This window comes from Dyadobacter sp. CY326, assembly GCF_021390515.1.
GTDB lineage: Bacteria > Bacteroidota > Bacteroidia > Cytophagales > Spirosomataceae > Dyadobacter.
In genome coordinates this window covers 392,287-407,817 of the sequence record NZ_JAJUXI010000002.1, presented here as the reverse complement: position 1 = coordinate 407,817, position 15,531 = coordinate 392,287, and the positions used below count along the sequence as shown (strand labels likewise).

The 15,531-nt window shown below is 46.4% G+C and carries 14 protein-coding genes; 9 read left to right on the top strand and 5 right to left on the bottom strand.

The window, feature by feature from the left end; all coding sequences use genetic code 11:
• Positions 1–179 precede the first annotated feature (179 nt).
• Positions 180–914, top strand: a complete 735-nt coding sequence (bla, locus tag LZG73_RS02310; protein WP_233845882.1) for a subclass B1 metallo-beta-lactamase — start codon at positions 180–182, stop codon at positions 912–914.
• A 52-nt stretch (positions 915–966) separates the two neighbouring features.
• Here bla and LZG73_RS02305 read toward each other — a convergent pair whose 3' ends face one another.
• The 4 genes from LZG73_RS02305 to LZG73_RS02290 all read right to left on the bottom strand — a co-directional run bounded on the left by LZG73_RS02305 (position 967) and on the right by LZG73_RS02290 (position 3,144).
• Complete coding sequence (locus LZG73_RS02305; protein ID WP_233845881.1) at positions 967–1,518, bottom strand: hypothetical protein; 552 nt, start codon at positions 1,516–1,518, stop codon at positions 967–969.
• Between the two features lie 133 nt (positions 1,519–1,651).
• Complete coding sequence (locus LZG73_RS02300) at positions 1,652–2,074, bottom strand: response regulator (protein ID WP_233845880.1); 423 nt, start codon at positions 2,072–2,074, stop codon at positions 1,652–1,654.
• An 88-nt stretch (positions 2,075–2,162) separates the two neighbouring features.
• The gene (locus tag LZG73_RS02295; RefSeq protein WP_233845879.1) at positions 2,163–2,474 is read right to left on the bottom strand and encodes a hypothetical protein; all 312 of its coding nucleotides are present in this window, start codon (positions 2,472–2,474) and stop codon (positions 2,163–2,165) included.
• 58 nt (positions 2,475–2,532) lie between these two features.
• A complete protein-coding gene (locus tag LZG73_RS02290) occupies positions 2,533–3,144 on the bottom strand; it encodes a hypothetical protein (RefSeq protein WP_233845878.1) in 612 nt (203 codons plus the stop codon).
• Positions 3,145–3,262: 118 nt separating this feature from the next.
• Here LZG73_RS02290 and LZG73_RS02285 point away from each other — a divergent pair, with 118 nt between their 5' ends.
• Positions 3,263–4,528: a HAMP domain-containing sensor histidine kinase gene (locus LZG73_RS02285; protein WP_233845877.1), complete on the top strand. Its 1,266-nt coding sequence runs from the start codon at positions 3,263–3,265 to the stop codon at positions 4,526–4,528.
• A 113-nt stretch (positions 4,529–4,641) separates the two neighbouring features.
• Here the strand turns inward: LZG73_RS02285 and LZG73_RS02280 are convergent, their stop codons facing one another.
• Positions 4,642–5,874 (bottom strand): PQQ-dependent sugar dehydrogenase, encoded by a 1,233-nt coding sequence (locus LZG73_RS02280; RefSeq protein WP_233845876.1) that lies wholly within the window; start codon positions 5,872–5,874, stop codon positions 4,642–4,644.
• 230 nt (positions 5,875–6,104) lie between these two features.
• Here LZG73_RS02280 and LZG73_RS02275 point away from each other — a divergent pair, with 230 nt between their 5' ends.
• The 7 genes from LZG73_RS02275 to LZG73_RS02245 all read left to right on the top strand — a co-directional run bounded on the left by LZG73_RS02275 (position 6,105) and on the right by LZG73_RS02245 (position 15,486).
• Positions 6,105–7,289, top strand: a complete 1,185-nt coding sequence (locus LZG73_RS02275; protein ID WP_409014300.1) for a sensor histidine kinase — start codon at positions 6,105–6,107, stop codon at positions 7,287–7,289.
• Positions 7,290–7,299: 10 nt separating this feature from the next.
• Complete coding sequence (locus LZG73_RS02270) at positions 7,300–8,043, top strand: LytTR family DNA-binding domain-containing protein (RefSeq protein WP_233845874.1); 744 nt, start codon at positions 7,300–7,302, stop codon at positions 8,041–8,043.
• Positions 8,044–8,068: 25 nt separating this feature from the next.
• Positions 8,069–8,584 (top strand): molybdopterin cofactor-binding domain-containing protein, encoded by a 516-nt coding sequence (locus tag LZG73_RS02265; protein ID WP_233845873.1) that lies wholly within the window; start codon positions 8,069–8,071, stop codon positions 8,582–8,584.
• Entirely contained in the window at positions 8,550–9,173 is a 624-nt protein-coding gene (locus LZG73_RS02260; RefSeq protein ID WP_233845872.1) for a molybdopterin cofactor-binding domain-containing protein, read from the top strand. Before LZG73_RS02265 ends, LZG73_RS02260 begins: the two co-directional genes overlap by 35 nt.
• Before the next feature lie 438 nt (positions 9,174–9,611).
• A complete protein-coding gene (locus LZG73_RS02255) occupies positions 9,612–10,682 on the top strand; it encodes a sterol desaturase family protein (protein WP_233845871.1) in 1,071 nt (356 codons plus the stop codon).
• Positions 10,683–10,810: 128 nt separating this feature from the next.
• Positions 10,811–13,870 carry a TonB-dependent receptor gene (locus LZG73_RS02250; RefSeq protein ID WP_233845870.1) on the top strand — a complete coding sequence of 1,020 codons (3,060 nt, stop codon included), beginning with the start codon at positions 10,811–10,813 and terminating at the stop codon, positions 13,868–13,870.
• 47 nt (positions 13,871–13,917) lie between these two features.
• Positions 13,918–15,486, top strand: a complete 1,569-nt coding sequence (locus tag LZG73_RS02245) for a RagB/SusD family nutrient uptake outer membrane protein (protein WP_233845869.1) — start codon at positions 13,918–13,920, stop codon at positions 15,484–15,486.
• The last annotated feature ends 45 nt before the right edge of the window (positions 15,487–15,531 follow it).

Sequence of the window (15,531 nt, the reverse complement as noted above, 5' to 3'; positions counted from 1 at the left end):
TATAAGATATTGATTATGAATAATTTATGTTTTTATTTTGTTCGAAATCGGACGATTTTCGTGCGGCTGCGGACAAGTGATCAGCGCAATAACGGTTAAGGGCAATTGACCAAAAACACATAAATTGTCGACTCTTTCTCTCAAAACCTTTTTCACAACAATTTTATCAAAACGCAACAATGCGATCACTCCTGTTCATTTGCTTTGCTTTATTCATTTTCGGCTGCAAATCGGCCAAAATCGCCGACAAAAGTTTTACATCCAGTGGCCTGATCCTGAAAAAGGTGAAGGAAAATGTTTACCAGCACACGACTTATTTACAAACGGAGACTTACGGGAAAGTCGACTGCAACGGAATGATCGTTTTTGACAAAAATGAAGCCATTATATTCGACACGCCGGCGGATGATTCCTCTTCGGCGGCTTTATTGAATTGGGTCCGGGATAGTCTGCAATGCAAGGTTATCGCTATTGTGCCCACGCATTTTCATGCAGATTGTCTGGGCGGTTTGAAAGAGTTTCACAACCGTGGAATCCCTTCCTATGCCGAAAACAGGACGATTAATGCAGCCAAATTAAAGAATTACCAAATCCCACAGAACGGTTTTGATAACAAGCTCAACCTGAAAGTGGGCGATAAGCCGGTGATTGTGGAGTTCTTTGGCGAAGGCCATACGAGAGACAATGTCGTAGGCTATTTTCCAGCGGATAAGGTGCTGTTTGGCGGTTGCCTGATCAAGGCAGTGGATGCGTCGAAAGGCAATTTGGAAGATGCCAATGTGAATGATTGGTCTGCAACAGTGACCAAATTAAAGCAGAAATATCCCGACACGCAGTTTGTGATTCCCGGTCATGGAAAGTCAGGAAACCTGGCATTGCTCGATTACACAATCAAGCTTTTTGAACCAAAATAAAACATTCCCCCCGGTTTTAACCGGGGGAGTTATCTCAAATTGACGCAATAATTTACTGAACTTTCAAATTAAAATCCAGCGCCACATCGTCGCTTCCCGGCGTAGGGGTGCCGTTTTTTGCGCCGGGTTGGTGGCGAAGCTGCACTTTTAACTTTCCTATGCCCGCCGCACCGGCCTTGGCAGTTCCAGTAAGGCCAATGGGATAATTGTTCACATCCTTATCGCCATATGTGTATGTGAGCAGGGTGGCTGGCGAGGGCGTGTAAATGAGCAAATGCTCATCCGATTCCTCCGCGACTTCATCTGTGATGTCTTCAACAGGCGTTTTGCTTTCATCCAGAAGCTGCACGGTCAATGTGTATGCTGTGTTTGCTTTGAGCGCAACGGTGTCAAATCTTGTTGCTGCATTGCCGCCATCTCCATCAGCGTCCTTGAAACTAAATGAAGTAACCGTCCCCGTGCCCGCTTCTTTGAATGTCAGCGTAACGGATGTGATCAGTTCATTTTCATCATCGGGTTCCAGGTCTTCGCCGGAGTCTTTACATTGAACAAAAAGAGCGGTCATGCCCAATAATAGACCCAATGCCAAATGTTTCCTTTTCATAGGTTTCTGAATGTAGTTTAAAATAGCTTATGCAACTTGGTTGCAAATGTAAAGAGTGTGCAACTAAGTTGCAACAAAAAAAGCTGCCTTTTCGGGCAGCTTTTGTATCAATTGTAAAATGATTTTGAAAACGCTAAAAATTGTTAGGCGCTGCGCACCGACCCCAATAGTCCATAATGATCTGGACGGTTTTGTGCAATTCACTGAAACTGCTCTGTTTAATAAAAAATCCTTGTGCTGACATGCTATATGCATTAATCACCATTTCCTGGTTGATGGCCGTTGAAAAGAACAGATAGGGAATGCATTTCAAATTAAGTTCTGCATCCGTATGCAATTTTTGTCTCAGTTCAAATCCGTCCAGCCGCGGCATATTTATGTCAGACAAAATCAGGAAAGGGAGCTTGGGCGTTGTGTGAAGATAATCTAATGCTGCTTCGCCGTCGGAGAAATACAGTCTTTCATTGGTGTAAGGAAGCGACTTAAAAACTTCTTCGAGGAGAAATTGATCATCTAGATCGTCTTCAATAATTACTACTGCGCCGTTTTTGTTCATATTGCCTGCGTTTAGCTATGTGTCGATGTGCTATAACCGGGCTAATTGTATAAATGTAGCACTTTTAAAGGCTTTTTGGTCAAAACTTTTAATCCGTTCTGCCGAGCTCTGTTTTCATTTTATACCATTTCTGGATATCGCCATCTTCCGCGTCGGTGTGGTTGCTAGCCAGATGTTTAAGGAAAGCAAACTTCGCCTCATCCGATTCCAGAAATAAATCGTCCGCATTTCCTTCTGCTTTTACTAAATATTGATATCCGTCGTTGGTAACTTCTTTGGAGGTGTAAAATTTGCCCGAGCCCTCGAAGTTGCTCACTGAATTGTATAAATCATATACATCCTCTTCGGCGTCCAGCGTCACGGCGGACAGCCAGGTTTCATAGTTTGTTGTTTTTCCCATTTTGATAGTTATTCCTAATGTTGCCATCCAAACAGTAAAAACCATACCAACGACTCTGTCAAGCTTCCAGAAGTCCATTCGTGAATGCTTTCCACTGCCCCGCTGAAACTCCCTTTTTGCCTGCAAAACCAATGATCGCATTGCGCACTTTGTCCCAAAGCTTCGTCGAATCCTGGTTGGCTTCGAGGTTGCGGTCATAAACTCCCGCCGTAACTTTTAAGTGATCACGACTGATCGTAAACGTGCTTGTCGATTGTTGCGAGTAAAAATGAGCCGTTTCGTTGGTCTCAGAGCCCGGCGCTGCCGTAGGCCTTACCCGCACTGCAACGCTTTCAATATGACCATTCTTCTCTGATTCAATGCGTTCAATGACCACCCAGTCGAAACCGTCAGCTTCTTCGGTGCCAGGTCCGGGAATGTCGATCTTAATGAGCAAGCCTTCCTGCGCCTGACCACCAACAGGCGCACCAGACGGGTCCGTGAGTGTAAAGTGCGCAAGCGCCTCACCGGCCACGTGTTGCCATTCGTTTACATTTAAAAGCCGCTGTTTTCCTTTGTCGAAAAGGGCAACAGCATCATCAATAGAGGCAAAATCTTTGACGCTTTCAATATCCAGAGAATCTCCCTGATGATTTTCGGGAACCGCATCCGTGTGGTTTTTCTTTTCCATATGCTCAAAAGTTGTACGTTCAGACGGCAATGCAGCGTATAAAAATTATGCCGATAATCTGCTGGAACAGAAATAGTAACCGTTCCGTCGCTGAACAACTCAAATTTGTATGACACCAATGAAATCTGATTCCCAAAACGAAACGGATAAAATTACGCAGTATCTCGACGCGCGACTGGAAACAATATTGGTAAACTGGCGAATCCGGTGCGAGTCGGACGAAATAATGAACAGTAAAAGTGTGTTTACGCGTGAAGAATTCAATGATCAGGTTCCCGTTTTGATGGCAATTTTGCTGCAAAGGCTAAGGGGGCAGGAAGTGTCTCTTGATCCTGTCACGGTTGCCGGTGAACACGGATTGCACCGCTGGCAAGCTGGTTATGCGCTTCCCGAATTAACCGTTGAGATTGAACATTTGTTTGCAACCATTCTCGAAGAGATTGATAAATTCTACAACAGCGCGGCTGGCTCGGATGCAAGTGCATTCCTTATTGTCCAGCAGCAGGTTTTCAAGCTTTATTCCGAGGTAATCAGGGGCAGCATTTTCTATTATCACCAGTTGCTTCAAAATAATGCCGCCGAACGTGTGCAAAGCCTGGAATTCGCTTTGGATCAGCTCCAACAACTGGGTAAACAACGTGGTGAACATCTGCGCGAAAGCTCCCACGACCTGCGTGCATCATTCAGCGTTTTAATGGTCGCTTCGCAGATGCTCGAAATGCCCCGTGACGATAACGAGCGCACGGAGCTGATGGAAATGCTCAACAGAAATTTGTTTTCCTTGCGGGAGATGCTTTTGCAGCTGACGGACTATGCCAAAGTTGAGGCCGCGCAAGATGAACTGGATATTCAGGAGTTTGACGTAGCCGGGCTGATCAAAGACACGCTGTCAAGTGCGCAGCCAATGGCACGTCGCAATGCGCTGATGCTGGAAGGAAATGGCCCCGACGAATTCATCATAACAAGTGACCGTATCAAGGTGCAGCGAATTCTCATCAACCTGATTCAAAATGCATTGAAATACACCAGATCAGGCAGCATTTATGTCACCTGGGCGCAAGAAAACCCGCTTCGCTGGACATTAAGCGTTCAGGATACAGGTGCAGGATTTACGCCCGGCAGCCCAAGCGCTTTGCTCGCAGCACAGTTAAAGCCCCCCATTCACACCACCACGAGCCACCAGCAGGCAAAGCTCATGCAGGAACCCCCAGCCCCGCAACCCACGGCCAAAACATATTTTAAAGAAAGCGAAGGACTTGGATTATTTATCGTCAAAAAACTTTGTGAACAAATGAAAGCTTCGATGGATATTGAAAGCGAACGGGGCAAAGGAACATTGGTTAGGATTCGTTTCTTGACAAAACAGGAGCCAAATAAGATGTGAAACCGGCGCGCGTAAATTGCGAGGCGTGAATTCTCAATTGGGCACTAAAAAAACTTGGGACCAGGCACACATTGCCTGATCCCAAGTTAGCTACGAAGTCTATGTCAAATCTATCATTTCTTGTAAATCCGATACAGCCTTCCCTGGTCGGTGACTGCGTATAAGGCGCCGTCTTTGCCTTGGGTAACGTCGCGGAAGCGCTGGCCTTCCTTGGCTAGCAGGCGCTCTTCGCCAACGACTTTATTGTCTTCAATCACAAGTCTGGCAATGTGCATGCTGCTGAGACCGCCGATAAAAAGGTTGTTTTTCCATTCAGGGATGCTGTCGCTGCTGTAAAATGTGATGCCGCTTGGCGAAACCACTGGATCCCAATAGTAAACGGGTTGCTCCATTCCGGCTTTCTGCTGAATAGAATCGCCGATTTTTCTGCCGTCATATTCAATGCCGTAAGTAATGGTTGGCCAGCCGTAATTTTTGCCAGCTTCAATGCGGTTAAGCTCATCGCCGCCTCTCGGGCCAAACTCAACTTCCCACAAATCATTTGTAACCGGGTGAAAAGCAAGTCCCTGCACATTGCGGTGACCATAAGAATACAATTCAGGTTTTGCGCCATCTTTCCCTTCAAATGGATTCCCAGCAACCGGCTTGCCTTCTTTCGTAATCCGGATCACTTTGCCAAGACTCGAATTCAGGTGTTGGGCCTGCGGCCGTGTAACCGTGTCCGAGCGTTCGCCCGTGCTGATAACCAGGTCAGCATTTTTGTCAAAAAGAATGCGTCCGCCGTAATGCAATGTGCCGTTATAAGCAGGAGTTGCGCGATAAATGACTTTTGCACCTTCAATTTTCTTTTCGTCTGCCGAAAGTTTTCCTTTTGCCACAGCGGTCAGGTTGCCAGCCGGAAGGTGTTCCGAAAACACCCAGTAAACCATCCTGTTTTTCTCAAATTCAGGATCAACGCGGACGCCGAGCAAGCCTCCCTGCCCCTCTGAATTTACAGCAGGAATGCCCGTTATCGGCGCGCTTACAACACCTGCAGTGGTGGCAATGCGCATGGTTCCAGCTTTTTCGGTGATGATCAGGCGGCCATCCGGAAGTGAAGTGATGCCCCACGGGTTTTTCAGGTCGCTAAACAACACTTTGCCTTCATATGGAGTCGTGGATTTGACACTTCCGATTCTGGTTTGTCCCTCAAATGAAGGCTTGTAAGCCGTGTTGGCCTTTTGCGTTTCAACAGGCGCCGAAGTGCTGTCAGTCTTAGCAGCCTCCGAACTTTCTGATTTTTTATTTTGGCAGGATGCGAAAGTCAAAGTAGCCCCGGCCAGCATTAGCAAAACACTTTTGGTCATTGTTTTTTTGGTTAATGGTTTAATGTCAAACTTGGTGCCCGCAATTTAAGCATATAGTAAGGTTACACTTCATTTTTAATCAAGCAAAATAATTAGCACACGGGTTGCCGTCTTTTCACTTCGTCAAGTTTTTAGGACCGCTTATATTTTATTGGTAAAAAATAGGGTGAATTTTTCCTAAATTTAATTGCCGCCCTTCTTACGGAAAGCGCTATAAATCAAGGCTAAACGTGACCAAGTTGAAAACGATATCTTCCAATTTTGACTGGTTTTTTAAATTCAGGATTTACCACATTCCATTTTGGTTTGTGTATCATTATCTATGGTGGACTTTTGCAATCGGCAGTCCATGGGATGCAGCACACAATATTCTTTCCTCCGCTTACTCGATCAAATATTGCTTTTACGTCGTCTTACAGGCTGCCGGGGTTTATTTCAACCTGTATTTTCTCATTCCCAGGTTTTTGGAAAAAGGGCGTTATGCGCTTTATATTGGATTTTTAATGTTCACCATTGTTGCAACCGCCGTACTGATCGTGCCGGGTTATTATGTGAGCGCCTGGCTTTCGGTCAAAACGTTTTATGAGCTCTACGAGATTGAGCCAGCCAGATATGAGCATTTTTTTCGGGCCAATACATTTCCCTCCACTGTTACCAGCATGATGCTCGCCATGAGCGTGAAGCTGACCAAAAACTGGGTCCAGTCCAGGCGGCGGGAGCAGGCGCTGGAAACCGAAAAGCATGCATTGGAAAAGGAAAAACTGGAAACCGAGCTAAAATTTTTGAAATCACAATTCAACCCGCATTTTTTGTTCAACACAATCAATTCAATTTTTGTCCTCATTGATAAAGATCCAAACCTAGCATCCGAGTCGCTGGCGAAATTCTCCGACATTCTACGTTATCAATTGTATGAATGCAACGAGCACCAGATTCCACTGCGGCAGGAAATGGGTTATCTTGAAAATTTTATTGAGCTTCAAAAACTGCGTCAGGACCACGGAAATGTGAAAATCAAAACGGAAACTGAACTGACGCAGACGGGCGATCTGGGCATAGCGCCATTTATTTTGACCCCATTTGTAGAAAACGCATTCAAGCACGTCTCGCGCGACAGGCTGGAATCCAATTGGATCCATATCCATGTCACATTGAACGGATTGGAGCTTTGTGCCAACATTGCAAACAGCACTTCTGCGTCCGCTAATTCTTCCTCCGAATTCATCCGCCACAGCGGGATAGGCCTGAAAAACGTGCGCCGCAGGCTGGATTTGCTTTATCCAGACAAATATGCATTGGACATTGCGCGGAATGAAACCAGCTTTCAGGTGATGCTCAAACTCACATTGACAGAAAGAAAAACGATGGAAATGGCTGCGCTGGATGAACATGCAGCGCAAGCCCTAATCAACTAAATGCAAGATTATGATTAAATGCGCCATTATCGACGACGAACCGCTGGCCAGAGAAGGCATTGCCAATCACATCGGGCAAATCGATTTTATGGAACTGGTCGGCACCGGCAGCAACCCTGTGGACCTGACCCGCATTTTGAGCAAACACAACATTGACCTGCTTTTCCTCGACATTGAAATGCCGGTCATCAATGGCATTGAGTTCCTGAAAATGGCCAAAACACCTTATATGGTCATTATTACAACAGCATATCCCAGTTACGCGCTCGAAGGTTTTCAACTCGATGTGCTCGATTATCTGGTCAAACCCATCACATTCTCACGCTTTTTCAAAGCAGCCACCAAATCCAGAGAATATTACGAACTGCGTGCAGGAATTTTGGCCAAAACCGCAAGTGCAGAGCCGGGTTATTTCTTTATTAAATGCGATTACAAATACGAGAAAATACATTTCAGCGACATTTTGTATGTTCAGGCCATGCAGAATTATGTCATTATCCAAACATTGAAAGGCAAGTTCATCACGCTTTTGTATTTGAAAAACATTGAAGAAAAGCTTGATAACAACGCTTTTATCCGCGTTCACAAATCCTACATCGTCTCCGTTTCCAAAATAGAATCCATCGAGAACAATGACATCGCCATCGGCAGTTTTCGCATTCCGATCAGCCGCAATTACCAGGCAGAGGTTTTGGAAAAAGTGGTAAACAACCGGCTTTGGAAAAAGGACACTTCCGGCAAAGGAGTGATCTAGCGTTTCCAGCATAACATTCAGCGCCATGGAAAATGAACAAGATTTTTCAAGAAGGGCCTTTTTGCAGCAGGTCGGCCTGTCCGGGATTGCGCTCACAATCGGTTGCTGCTGGCCTGCGTTAGCCAAAGATTCGGGCAATGTCGTGCGGCTTAATGATGTTGAAAACACGGGCACCGAGCTCCTGGCATGGATTTCCATTGACGCCGCAGGAAAAGTCACCATCTACAATCACCGCTCCGAAATGGGGCAGGGGACCTGGCAGGCGATCCTGCAGATCATCGCTGAGGAGCTGGAAGTGAGCATGGACCATGTAATAATCCCCTCTGCCGCTGCCAATCCCAAAAAATACGGCCCGCAACCACAGGAAGGCAGTTTTTCTATTCGTGGCTGGTATGAAGAATTGTTGCGCATGGGCGCCTCCGCAAGAGAAATGCTCGTCGCCGCCGCTGCTCTCCAATGGAATGTCGCAGCAACGGAATGCCGCGCAGAGAACGGACAGGTTATCCATGTCAAAACAGGAAAAAAGCTCGGTTACTTATGAAGGTGTGGCCATTGTTGCGGATTCGCTATGGTCTGCAATGAAGGCAAGAAAGTTGCTGCAAGTGACCTGGGACGATGAGGGTTTTGAGCACCTGAGTTCGGAGCAGATTTATGCAAGAATGCAGGAAGATCTTACGAAACCTTTGCCATCGGACGTCTTTGAAACAGCTTTAAAAAACACATCCAGCCAGATAGAAGCCATTTACGAGCTGCCATATCAGTCGCACAGCTGCATGGAACCGCTTAATTGCATTGCAGATGTGAAAGTGGATCGTGTTGAAATCTGGGGGCCGATCCAGGAGGCGAACTGGATACAAGCGGACCTGAGCGAGTGGCTGAAAATCCCCATCGAGCATGTGAAAGTTAACATGACATTTCTTGGCGGCGGTTTTGGACGGAAAGCTTTTCCCGATTATCCTATGGAAGCTGCACTCATTGTAACGCAATATTTGATCTCACCGGCAAGCGCATCCGCAAATTGCCCTTTCAGCTGGACCGGTTTTGAGGTAAACTGCCGGAGACATCAGTTGCATTTTTTTGAGTTAAAAAAACACATTTCTAGAAAAATTTTGTTTCGGCTTGCTTCATAATAAATAATAGATTTACTTTGTCTATAAGATAAGTAGACTTATGTTTGATCCACCCGAACATTCGTCGTCCAAGTTCAGTTTGATTTTCGCTCTAAATTTAAAATTTGTCAGCTATGGCATTACGGTGGTACTATTCACGAGGTTCTTCTTCCAATTCGACAACAGCTCGGTTGTGTTGTTGCTGTTGATTCCATAAGGCTGATGCGTGGCTGCATTGCGCCGAATCCTATCTTTCCCGAATTCCAATCAAGATATTTCTATTGAAGTTTCTATTAATAACCATGCATTGCTATGACGTTTTCTGATGTGGTTCTATTGGCAAAAAAAATTGCTGTCGGCATTCTCCTGACGGTGGTTCCATTTGCATTGATCGCCGGAGGAATCTGGCTAGCCCAAAGTCTTCTCAAATAATCCGTAACTCTACTTAACCATTGTATTATGAAAATTGAACAAAATGTTGCGCAGCGGATATGGCGCGATGCTTTTCTCAGTATTCTGCTGTATCTGGCGCCCATTGCGCTGATGTTCGCGACTTTTTATTTTACTGATCATAAACCCTGGGCCATCAGCAATGGTCTGCCTTTCAAAGCGCCCGGTTTTATTGAAGCGATTTTTAATAATCTGAGCTCGTGGGGCTTGCCGGTAATTATTCTGGCGATCGGCGTCATCGAATTCATTGCCGGACTTTACGAAACCAAATGGACAAAAAACGAGCGTATACTCGACATTGCTTGTTTTGTCATTCCCAAAATCATCATTCCGCCTGTTGTAGCTTATTACAGCTTGCAATTTTTGCCTCAATGGCTACCTGGTCTAAAAGATAGCTTCGCATGGATTCCGTTCTGGTGGGCATTTGCCATCATTGCTGTTGCAGACGACCTGACGCAATATTGGTATCACCGCCTGCATCACCAGGTGCCCTGGTTATGGCGCTTTCACCGCACGCACCACAGCGCTCCGTATATGGGCATGGCGATGGCCGGCAGACAAAATTTCATTTACACCGTCTTCTTTTCACAAACTTACCTGACCGTCGCACTTACCTATATGGGCTTGGGTTATGCAGCATTGTTTGTTAAAGTTGTCAAATCGCTGATCGTTACAGGAGCACATTCAAGCATTCCCTGGGACAAGCCATTTTACCAAATCCGAGTGCTTAACCCGATTGCCTGGGTTCTGGAAAGGTTCATTTCTACGCCTGCAACCCATTATGCGCACCATGCGGACACAACCGATGATGGTGTAGGGCATTACAAAGGCAATTTTGGAAACATGTTTTTCCTTTGGGATATCATTTTCGGAACTGGCATCATCACACGCAGATATCCAACTTCTTTCGGTATCAAGCATTATAAGGAAGAGGAATGGTATGCACAGTTGCTCTGGCCGATTTTCAAATCCAAAAAGGAGGGAAGCGAACTTGCCGCCGACGGACCCATGGTAGGAGACGAAGTTCCGGTGCATCCGCTCACCACAGAGCCTCTGCTCGAAGCCAAGGCGGCCAGCTAAATTTCAAAGCTAAAAGATCTGGTTTTTACCGTGCGTATACAGTCAAATGTATGCGCCACTGGAGAGCTATGCCATTTAAGGAACTAAAATTCAACCCAATATTTATTAACAATTTTACACCCCAGAAAATGATTATTAAAAATTTACGCCTCGTTTTTTTACTTGGCGCCCTGGTCTTCACTTCAACTTTTGTACAAGCGCAAGAGTTGATTAGCGGAGTTGTGAAGGATGAAACCGGACAGGGATTGCCTGGCGCCACCATTAATGAAAAAGGAACATCACGGGCTGTCACAACAGACCTGGACGGCAAGTTCAGCATTGCACCAGCAAAAGAATTCCCGTTCACATTGCAGATCAATATGACCGGTTACCAGACTCAGGAAATCGAGATTTATGAGCTGACGGCCGAAGCAGTGGAAATTTCCCTGAAAACAGCGAACCTGCTCGACGAACTGGTGGTGATCGGTTATGGTGAACAAAAACGTAAAGACATTACCGGCTCGGTGGCCTCGGTTCCTATCGAGATCAAAAGCCAGCCAGTGGCTTCGGTTGAACGCCTTCTTCAGGGTTCGGTGGCCGGTGCGGTGGTAACGCAGACTTCCGGTCAGCCGGGTGGTGGCGTCAGCGTGCAGATCCGCGGTAACAACTCCATCACAGCAGGAAGTGATCCATTGTACGTAATCGACGGTTTCCCGATCAACAACGACTACTCACTCGCCGATGCGGGCGTGACGGAAGGTTCGAAAATCAACCCATTGTCGACGCTGAATACGGCCGACATTGAAAACATTGATGTATTAAAAGATGCATCCGCTACGGCGATCTATGGTTCACGGGGCGCAAATGGTGTGGTTATTATTACAACTAAAACCGGCTCTAAAAACAAGTCTTCCATCAACTACGACGCATTTTACGGAACGCAAGAGGTTATCCGGACGCTTCCGCTTCTGAATGGAGCGCAATGGTGGGCATTGCGGAAAGACGCTGCCGCCAACTCTGGCAAAACGGCCTCAATTCCGAATGTTACGGGCTATTCACTGGATACAACCGGCGCAGGAACCGACTGGCAGGATGCAGCTTTCAGAAAAGCGTCCATGCAAAGCCATAACCTATCAATCCTTTCCGGATCAGATAAAACAAAGCTTGCAGTTTCGGGTAACTATTTCAAGCAAAACGGGATCTTGCAAAACACAGATTTTAGAAGGTTGTCAGCGCGGGTTAATGTAGACCACCAGTATAACGACCGCTTCCGCATCCTCGCCAGCTTGAATGCCAGTAATATTAAAGCCAATGTAGCGCCTTCTGCAATCGTTGGAAACTTGCTTCAAACGCCCCCTGCATTGCCTATTTATCAGGATAACGGTTCATTCGTAATCAACAGCCCATTCGAATCGGCGCTGCAAAACCCGATCAACTCGCTTTACAATCAGCTTAACGAAACAATCACAAACCGTTTTCTCGGAAACGTTGCGGGTGAATATACCATCGCGGACGGTTTGAAAGCGAAAGTGCTCATCGGAGCAGACGTTGTAGGCAACAAGCAGAACCGATATCTGCCTAGCACGACCGCAGAAGGACAGGCGCTTAGCGGTAATGCAATCGTCGGCACGGTTTCGACAACCAACTGGCTGAATGAAAACACATTGAGCTACGATAAAGAATTTAATGAAAAGAACCGTGTAAATGCAGTTGTAGGATTTACAGCGCAAACGTCGAAATCCAAAAGCGCGATTGCCGAAGCTGCGGGATTTGCTACGGATGCCTTTTCTTATAACAACCTTTCCACGGGGATCACCAGCATTGCACCCCGCTCAGCGGCCAGTGAATGGTCACTTGCATCCTATCTGGGTCGTATCAACTATGCCTATGACGATCGCTATCTGGTGACTTTCACCCTTCGTGCCGACGGTTCGTCGCGTTTCGGAGAGGGTAACAAATGGGGTTATTTTCCATCCGCAGCATTCGGCTGGAATGTGAGCAGTGAAAAATTCCTGCAGCAATTCAAAAAAATCAGCTTGCTGAAACTGCGTGTAAGCGCCGGAACAACGGGTAACCAGAGCATTCCGCCTTATCAGTCGCTTTCACAGCTGGCTTATTTCCGTTATAACTTCTCAAACACAACTGTTTCCGGTTATGCACCTAATACAGTTCCAAACCCGAACCTTGGCTGGGAAAAAACATTCCAGGTGGATGCAGGATTTGATCTCGGTCTTTTCAAAAACCGTCTGAGCATTATTTTCGATTATTACCATAAAAAAACCAGCGATCTGCTGCTTACCAGAACGGTTGCAGGTTCCTCGGGTCTTTCGGATTTTTACAATGGACAAGCCTCCACCATCTATCAGAACATCGGTGAGGTGAGCAATCAGGGAATCGAGCTTTATGTCAATTCGCAGAACACAACCGGCGCTTTTAAATGGAACACGATTTTTATTTTTGCAAAAAATACAAACAAGATCCTGAGCCTTGGTGACGGAGTCAACCAGATCATCCCAAACATCAGTAACCCGTCCATCGCGAGAGTGGGCTACCCGCTGGGATCATTCATCGTTTACCAGGCCGACGGCGTCATTCAGCAGGGCGATTCTCCTTTGACACCCCAGCAGAACAAAAGCCCGGGTGGACAGAAATACAAGGATTTGAACGGTGATGGTGTGATTACCCAAACCGGCGACCGCATTGTAATTGCCAACCAGCCAGGATTTACAGGCGGGATCACCAACACATTTGGCTACAAAGGATTTGATCTGACCGTGTTTTTCCAGGCTTCGATCGGTGGAAAACTGTATAACCAGAACCGCGCAAACCTTGAACTCGGAACAGGATATGTGAACGCGTCGACGGTAATGCTTGACCGCTGGACGCCAACTAACACAGATACTGACGTGAAAGCAGCATTCCAGGACCCGGCAATCACTAATTCCGACCGGTTTATCGAGGATGCAACTTACTATCGTCTTAAAAACCTGTCACTTGGCTACAATCTGCCTAAATCATTGCTGTCGAAAGTCAACATTGAAAATCTGAGGATTTATGTTTCCGCACAAAATGCGGTTACCTGGACCAAATACACGGGATATGATCCGGAAGTGAGCTTAAATGGTCAGTCGCTGATCAATAAGGGTGTTGACTCTGGGGTTTATCCGAACAACAAATCGTATCAGGTTGGATTGTCACTTTCATTCTAAGCGCAGTCAGGAACTGCCATCCAAAATAGCATTATCAAAACAGAACAATGAGAAATTCGAAATATATCCTGCTCGCAATGTTGGCCCTGGGCTTCACTTCCTGCGAGGAATTCCTGAAAGAAGAGCCTGAATCGTTCCTTTCAGAAGATCAGTATTACAAAACGCAAGCTGATGCGGTCAATGCAGTAAATGCAGTTTACTTTTTCCTGAACTCAGGTGGAAGCAACATTCAGACACCCTATAACACGCTGTTTAACACGGGGATGAACATGGCCGGCGACGACGAGGATCCAGGTCCGGGTGCTACGAATGCCGACGTGCGGTCGCTTTCGGTGCTGGCGCATTCGTCCAGTAACCTGCGGATTTACGAGATATGGCAACAGCATTATGCCGCAATCAAAAAGGCGAATGTTGCTTTGGAAAAAGTGCCTACGATCGAATTTGACGCCGCATTAAAGACAAGGCTGATCGGAGAGACCAAGTTTTTACGTGCGCTTTATTATTTCAATCTGGTGCGCTTGTATGGTGATGTACCATTGATTACCGAATACAACAAGTCCGTGGAGGCGGCAAGTTACGAGGTGGCCAAATCCCCTTCAACCGAAGTTTACGCATTGATCGAGAAAGACCTTACCGAAGCTGCTGCCGCACTTCCTGCGACATATACTTCGCCAAATGTTGGACGCGCAACTGCCGGGGCTGCAAAATCCCTGCTTGCAAAGGTTTATTTGACAAAAGCTTCGCAGCCACTGAACATTGTGGCGCACTATAAGGATGCCGTGGCCAAAGCGGAGGAAGCATTATCACCTGCTGATGGCGGAACTGGAACGTACAACTATGACCTTGTAACCAATTACGCCGAAGTGTTTTTGCCTGCATTCAAAAATAATAAGGAACACATCTTTTCTGCACAGTTCAAGTCGAACTCGCTAAACCAGGGAAATGCCGAATATCCTCGTGCGATCTTATCAGGCGTGCCCGGGTTGACTGGAAACTATGCGCATATGGTGCGGTTTTACACGGTGGGTACGGATAAGTTTTTCAGTATTTACAAACTTTTCAAACCTGGTGATAAGCGACGTGACGTCACATTTGTGAGAAGTTTTACAAGCCCTGCAAACGGTAAAAAATACGGGCTTGCAATCACCAATACAACCATTGCAGGCGATTCTACGCCATTCTGGAACAAATGGCTTGATCCGGCTTCTTCCGCTGTAACCAATCAGGCTGCAACGAATGTGCCGATTATCCGGTATGCTGAGCTGCTGCTCATCCATGCCGAGGCTGAAAACGAGGCAAACGGACCTACGGCGAAGGCTTACAAATCCTTAAACCGCGTTAGAACGCGTGCTGGTCTGCCAAATCTAACTGCCGGTCTGACCAAAGACCAGTTCCGCGATTCGGTTTACCTGGATCGTCGCCTCGAACTGACCTATGAATATCAGCGCTGGTTTGACCTGATCCGTCAAAAAGATGCATCAGGAAAATCAACCTTCGTGGCCAATGAACAGAGAGTTGGGAAAAACAATGCCGCCGAGAAGCACAGACTTTATCCGATCCCGCAATCGGAAATAGATAACAATAAGTTGCTTGTTCAAAACCCAGGTTGGCAATAAGAGGTTAAGAACGAATATTGCGCATGCCCCTGATAGCCAAAGCTG

Coding starts and splice junctions, on each gene's coding strand:
- bla (WP_233845882.1), top strand. CDS start 180: ATGCGATCACTCCTGTTCATTTGCTTTGCTTTATTCATTTTCGGCTGC.
- LZG73_RS02305 (WP_233845881.1), bottom strand. CDS start 1,518: ATGAAAAGGAAACATTTGGCATTGGGTCTATTATTGGGCATGACCGCT.
- LZG73_RS02300 (WP_233845880.1), bottom strand. CDS start 2,074: ATGAACAAAAACGGCGCAGTAGTAATTATTGAAGACGATCTAGATGAT.
- LZG73_RS02295 (WP_233845879.1), bottom strand. CDS start 2,474: ATGGGAAAAACAACAAACTATGAAACCTGGCTGTCCGCCGTGACGCTG.
- LZG73_RS02290 (WP_233845878.1), bottom strand. CDS start 3,144: ATGGAAAAGAAAAACCACACGGATGCGGTTCCCGAAAATCATCAGGGA.
- LZG73_RS02285 (WP_233845877.1), top strand. CDS start 3,263: ATGAAATCTGATTCCCAAAACGAAACGGATAAAATTACGCAGTATCTC.
- LZG73_RS02280 (WP_233845876.1), bottom strand. CDS start 5,874: ATGACCAAAAGTGTTTTGCTAATGCTGGCCGGGGCTACTTTGACTTTC.
- LZG73_RS02270 (WP_233845874.1), top strand. CDS start 7,300: ATGATTAAATGCGCCATTATCGACGACGAACCGCTGGCCAGAGAAGGC.
- LZG73_RS02265 (WP_233845873.1), top strand. CDS start 8,069: ATGGAAAATGAACAAGATTTTTCAAGAAGGGCCTTTTTGCAGCAGGTC.
- LZG73_RS02260 (WP_233845872.1), top strand. CDS start 8,550: ATGTCAAAACAGGAAAAAAGCTCGGTTACTTATGAAGGTGTGGCCATT.
- LZG73_RS02255 (WP_233845871.1), top strand. CDS start 9,612: ATGAAAATTGAACAAAATGTTGCGCAGCGGATATGGCGCGATGCTTTT.
- LZG73_RS02250 (WP_233845870.1), top strand. CDS start 10,811: ATGATTATTAAAAATTTACGCCTCGTTTTTTTACTTGGCGCCCTGGTC.
- LZG73_RS02245 (WP_233845869.1), top strand. CDS start 13,918: ATGAGAAATTCGAAATATATCCTGCTCGCAATGTTGGCCCTGGGCTTC.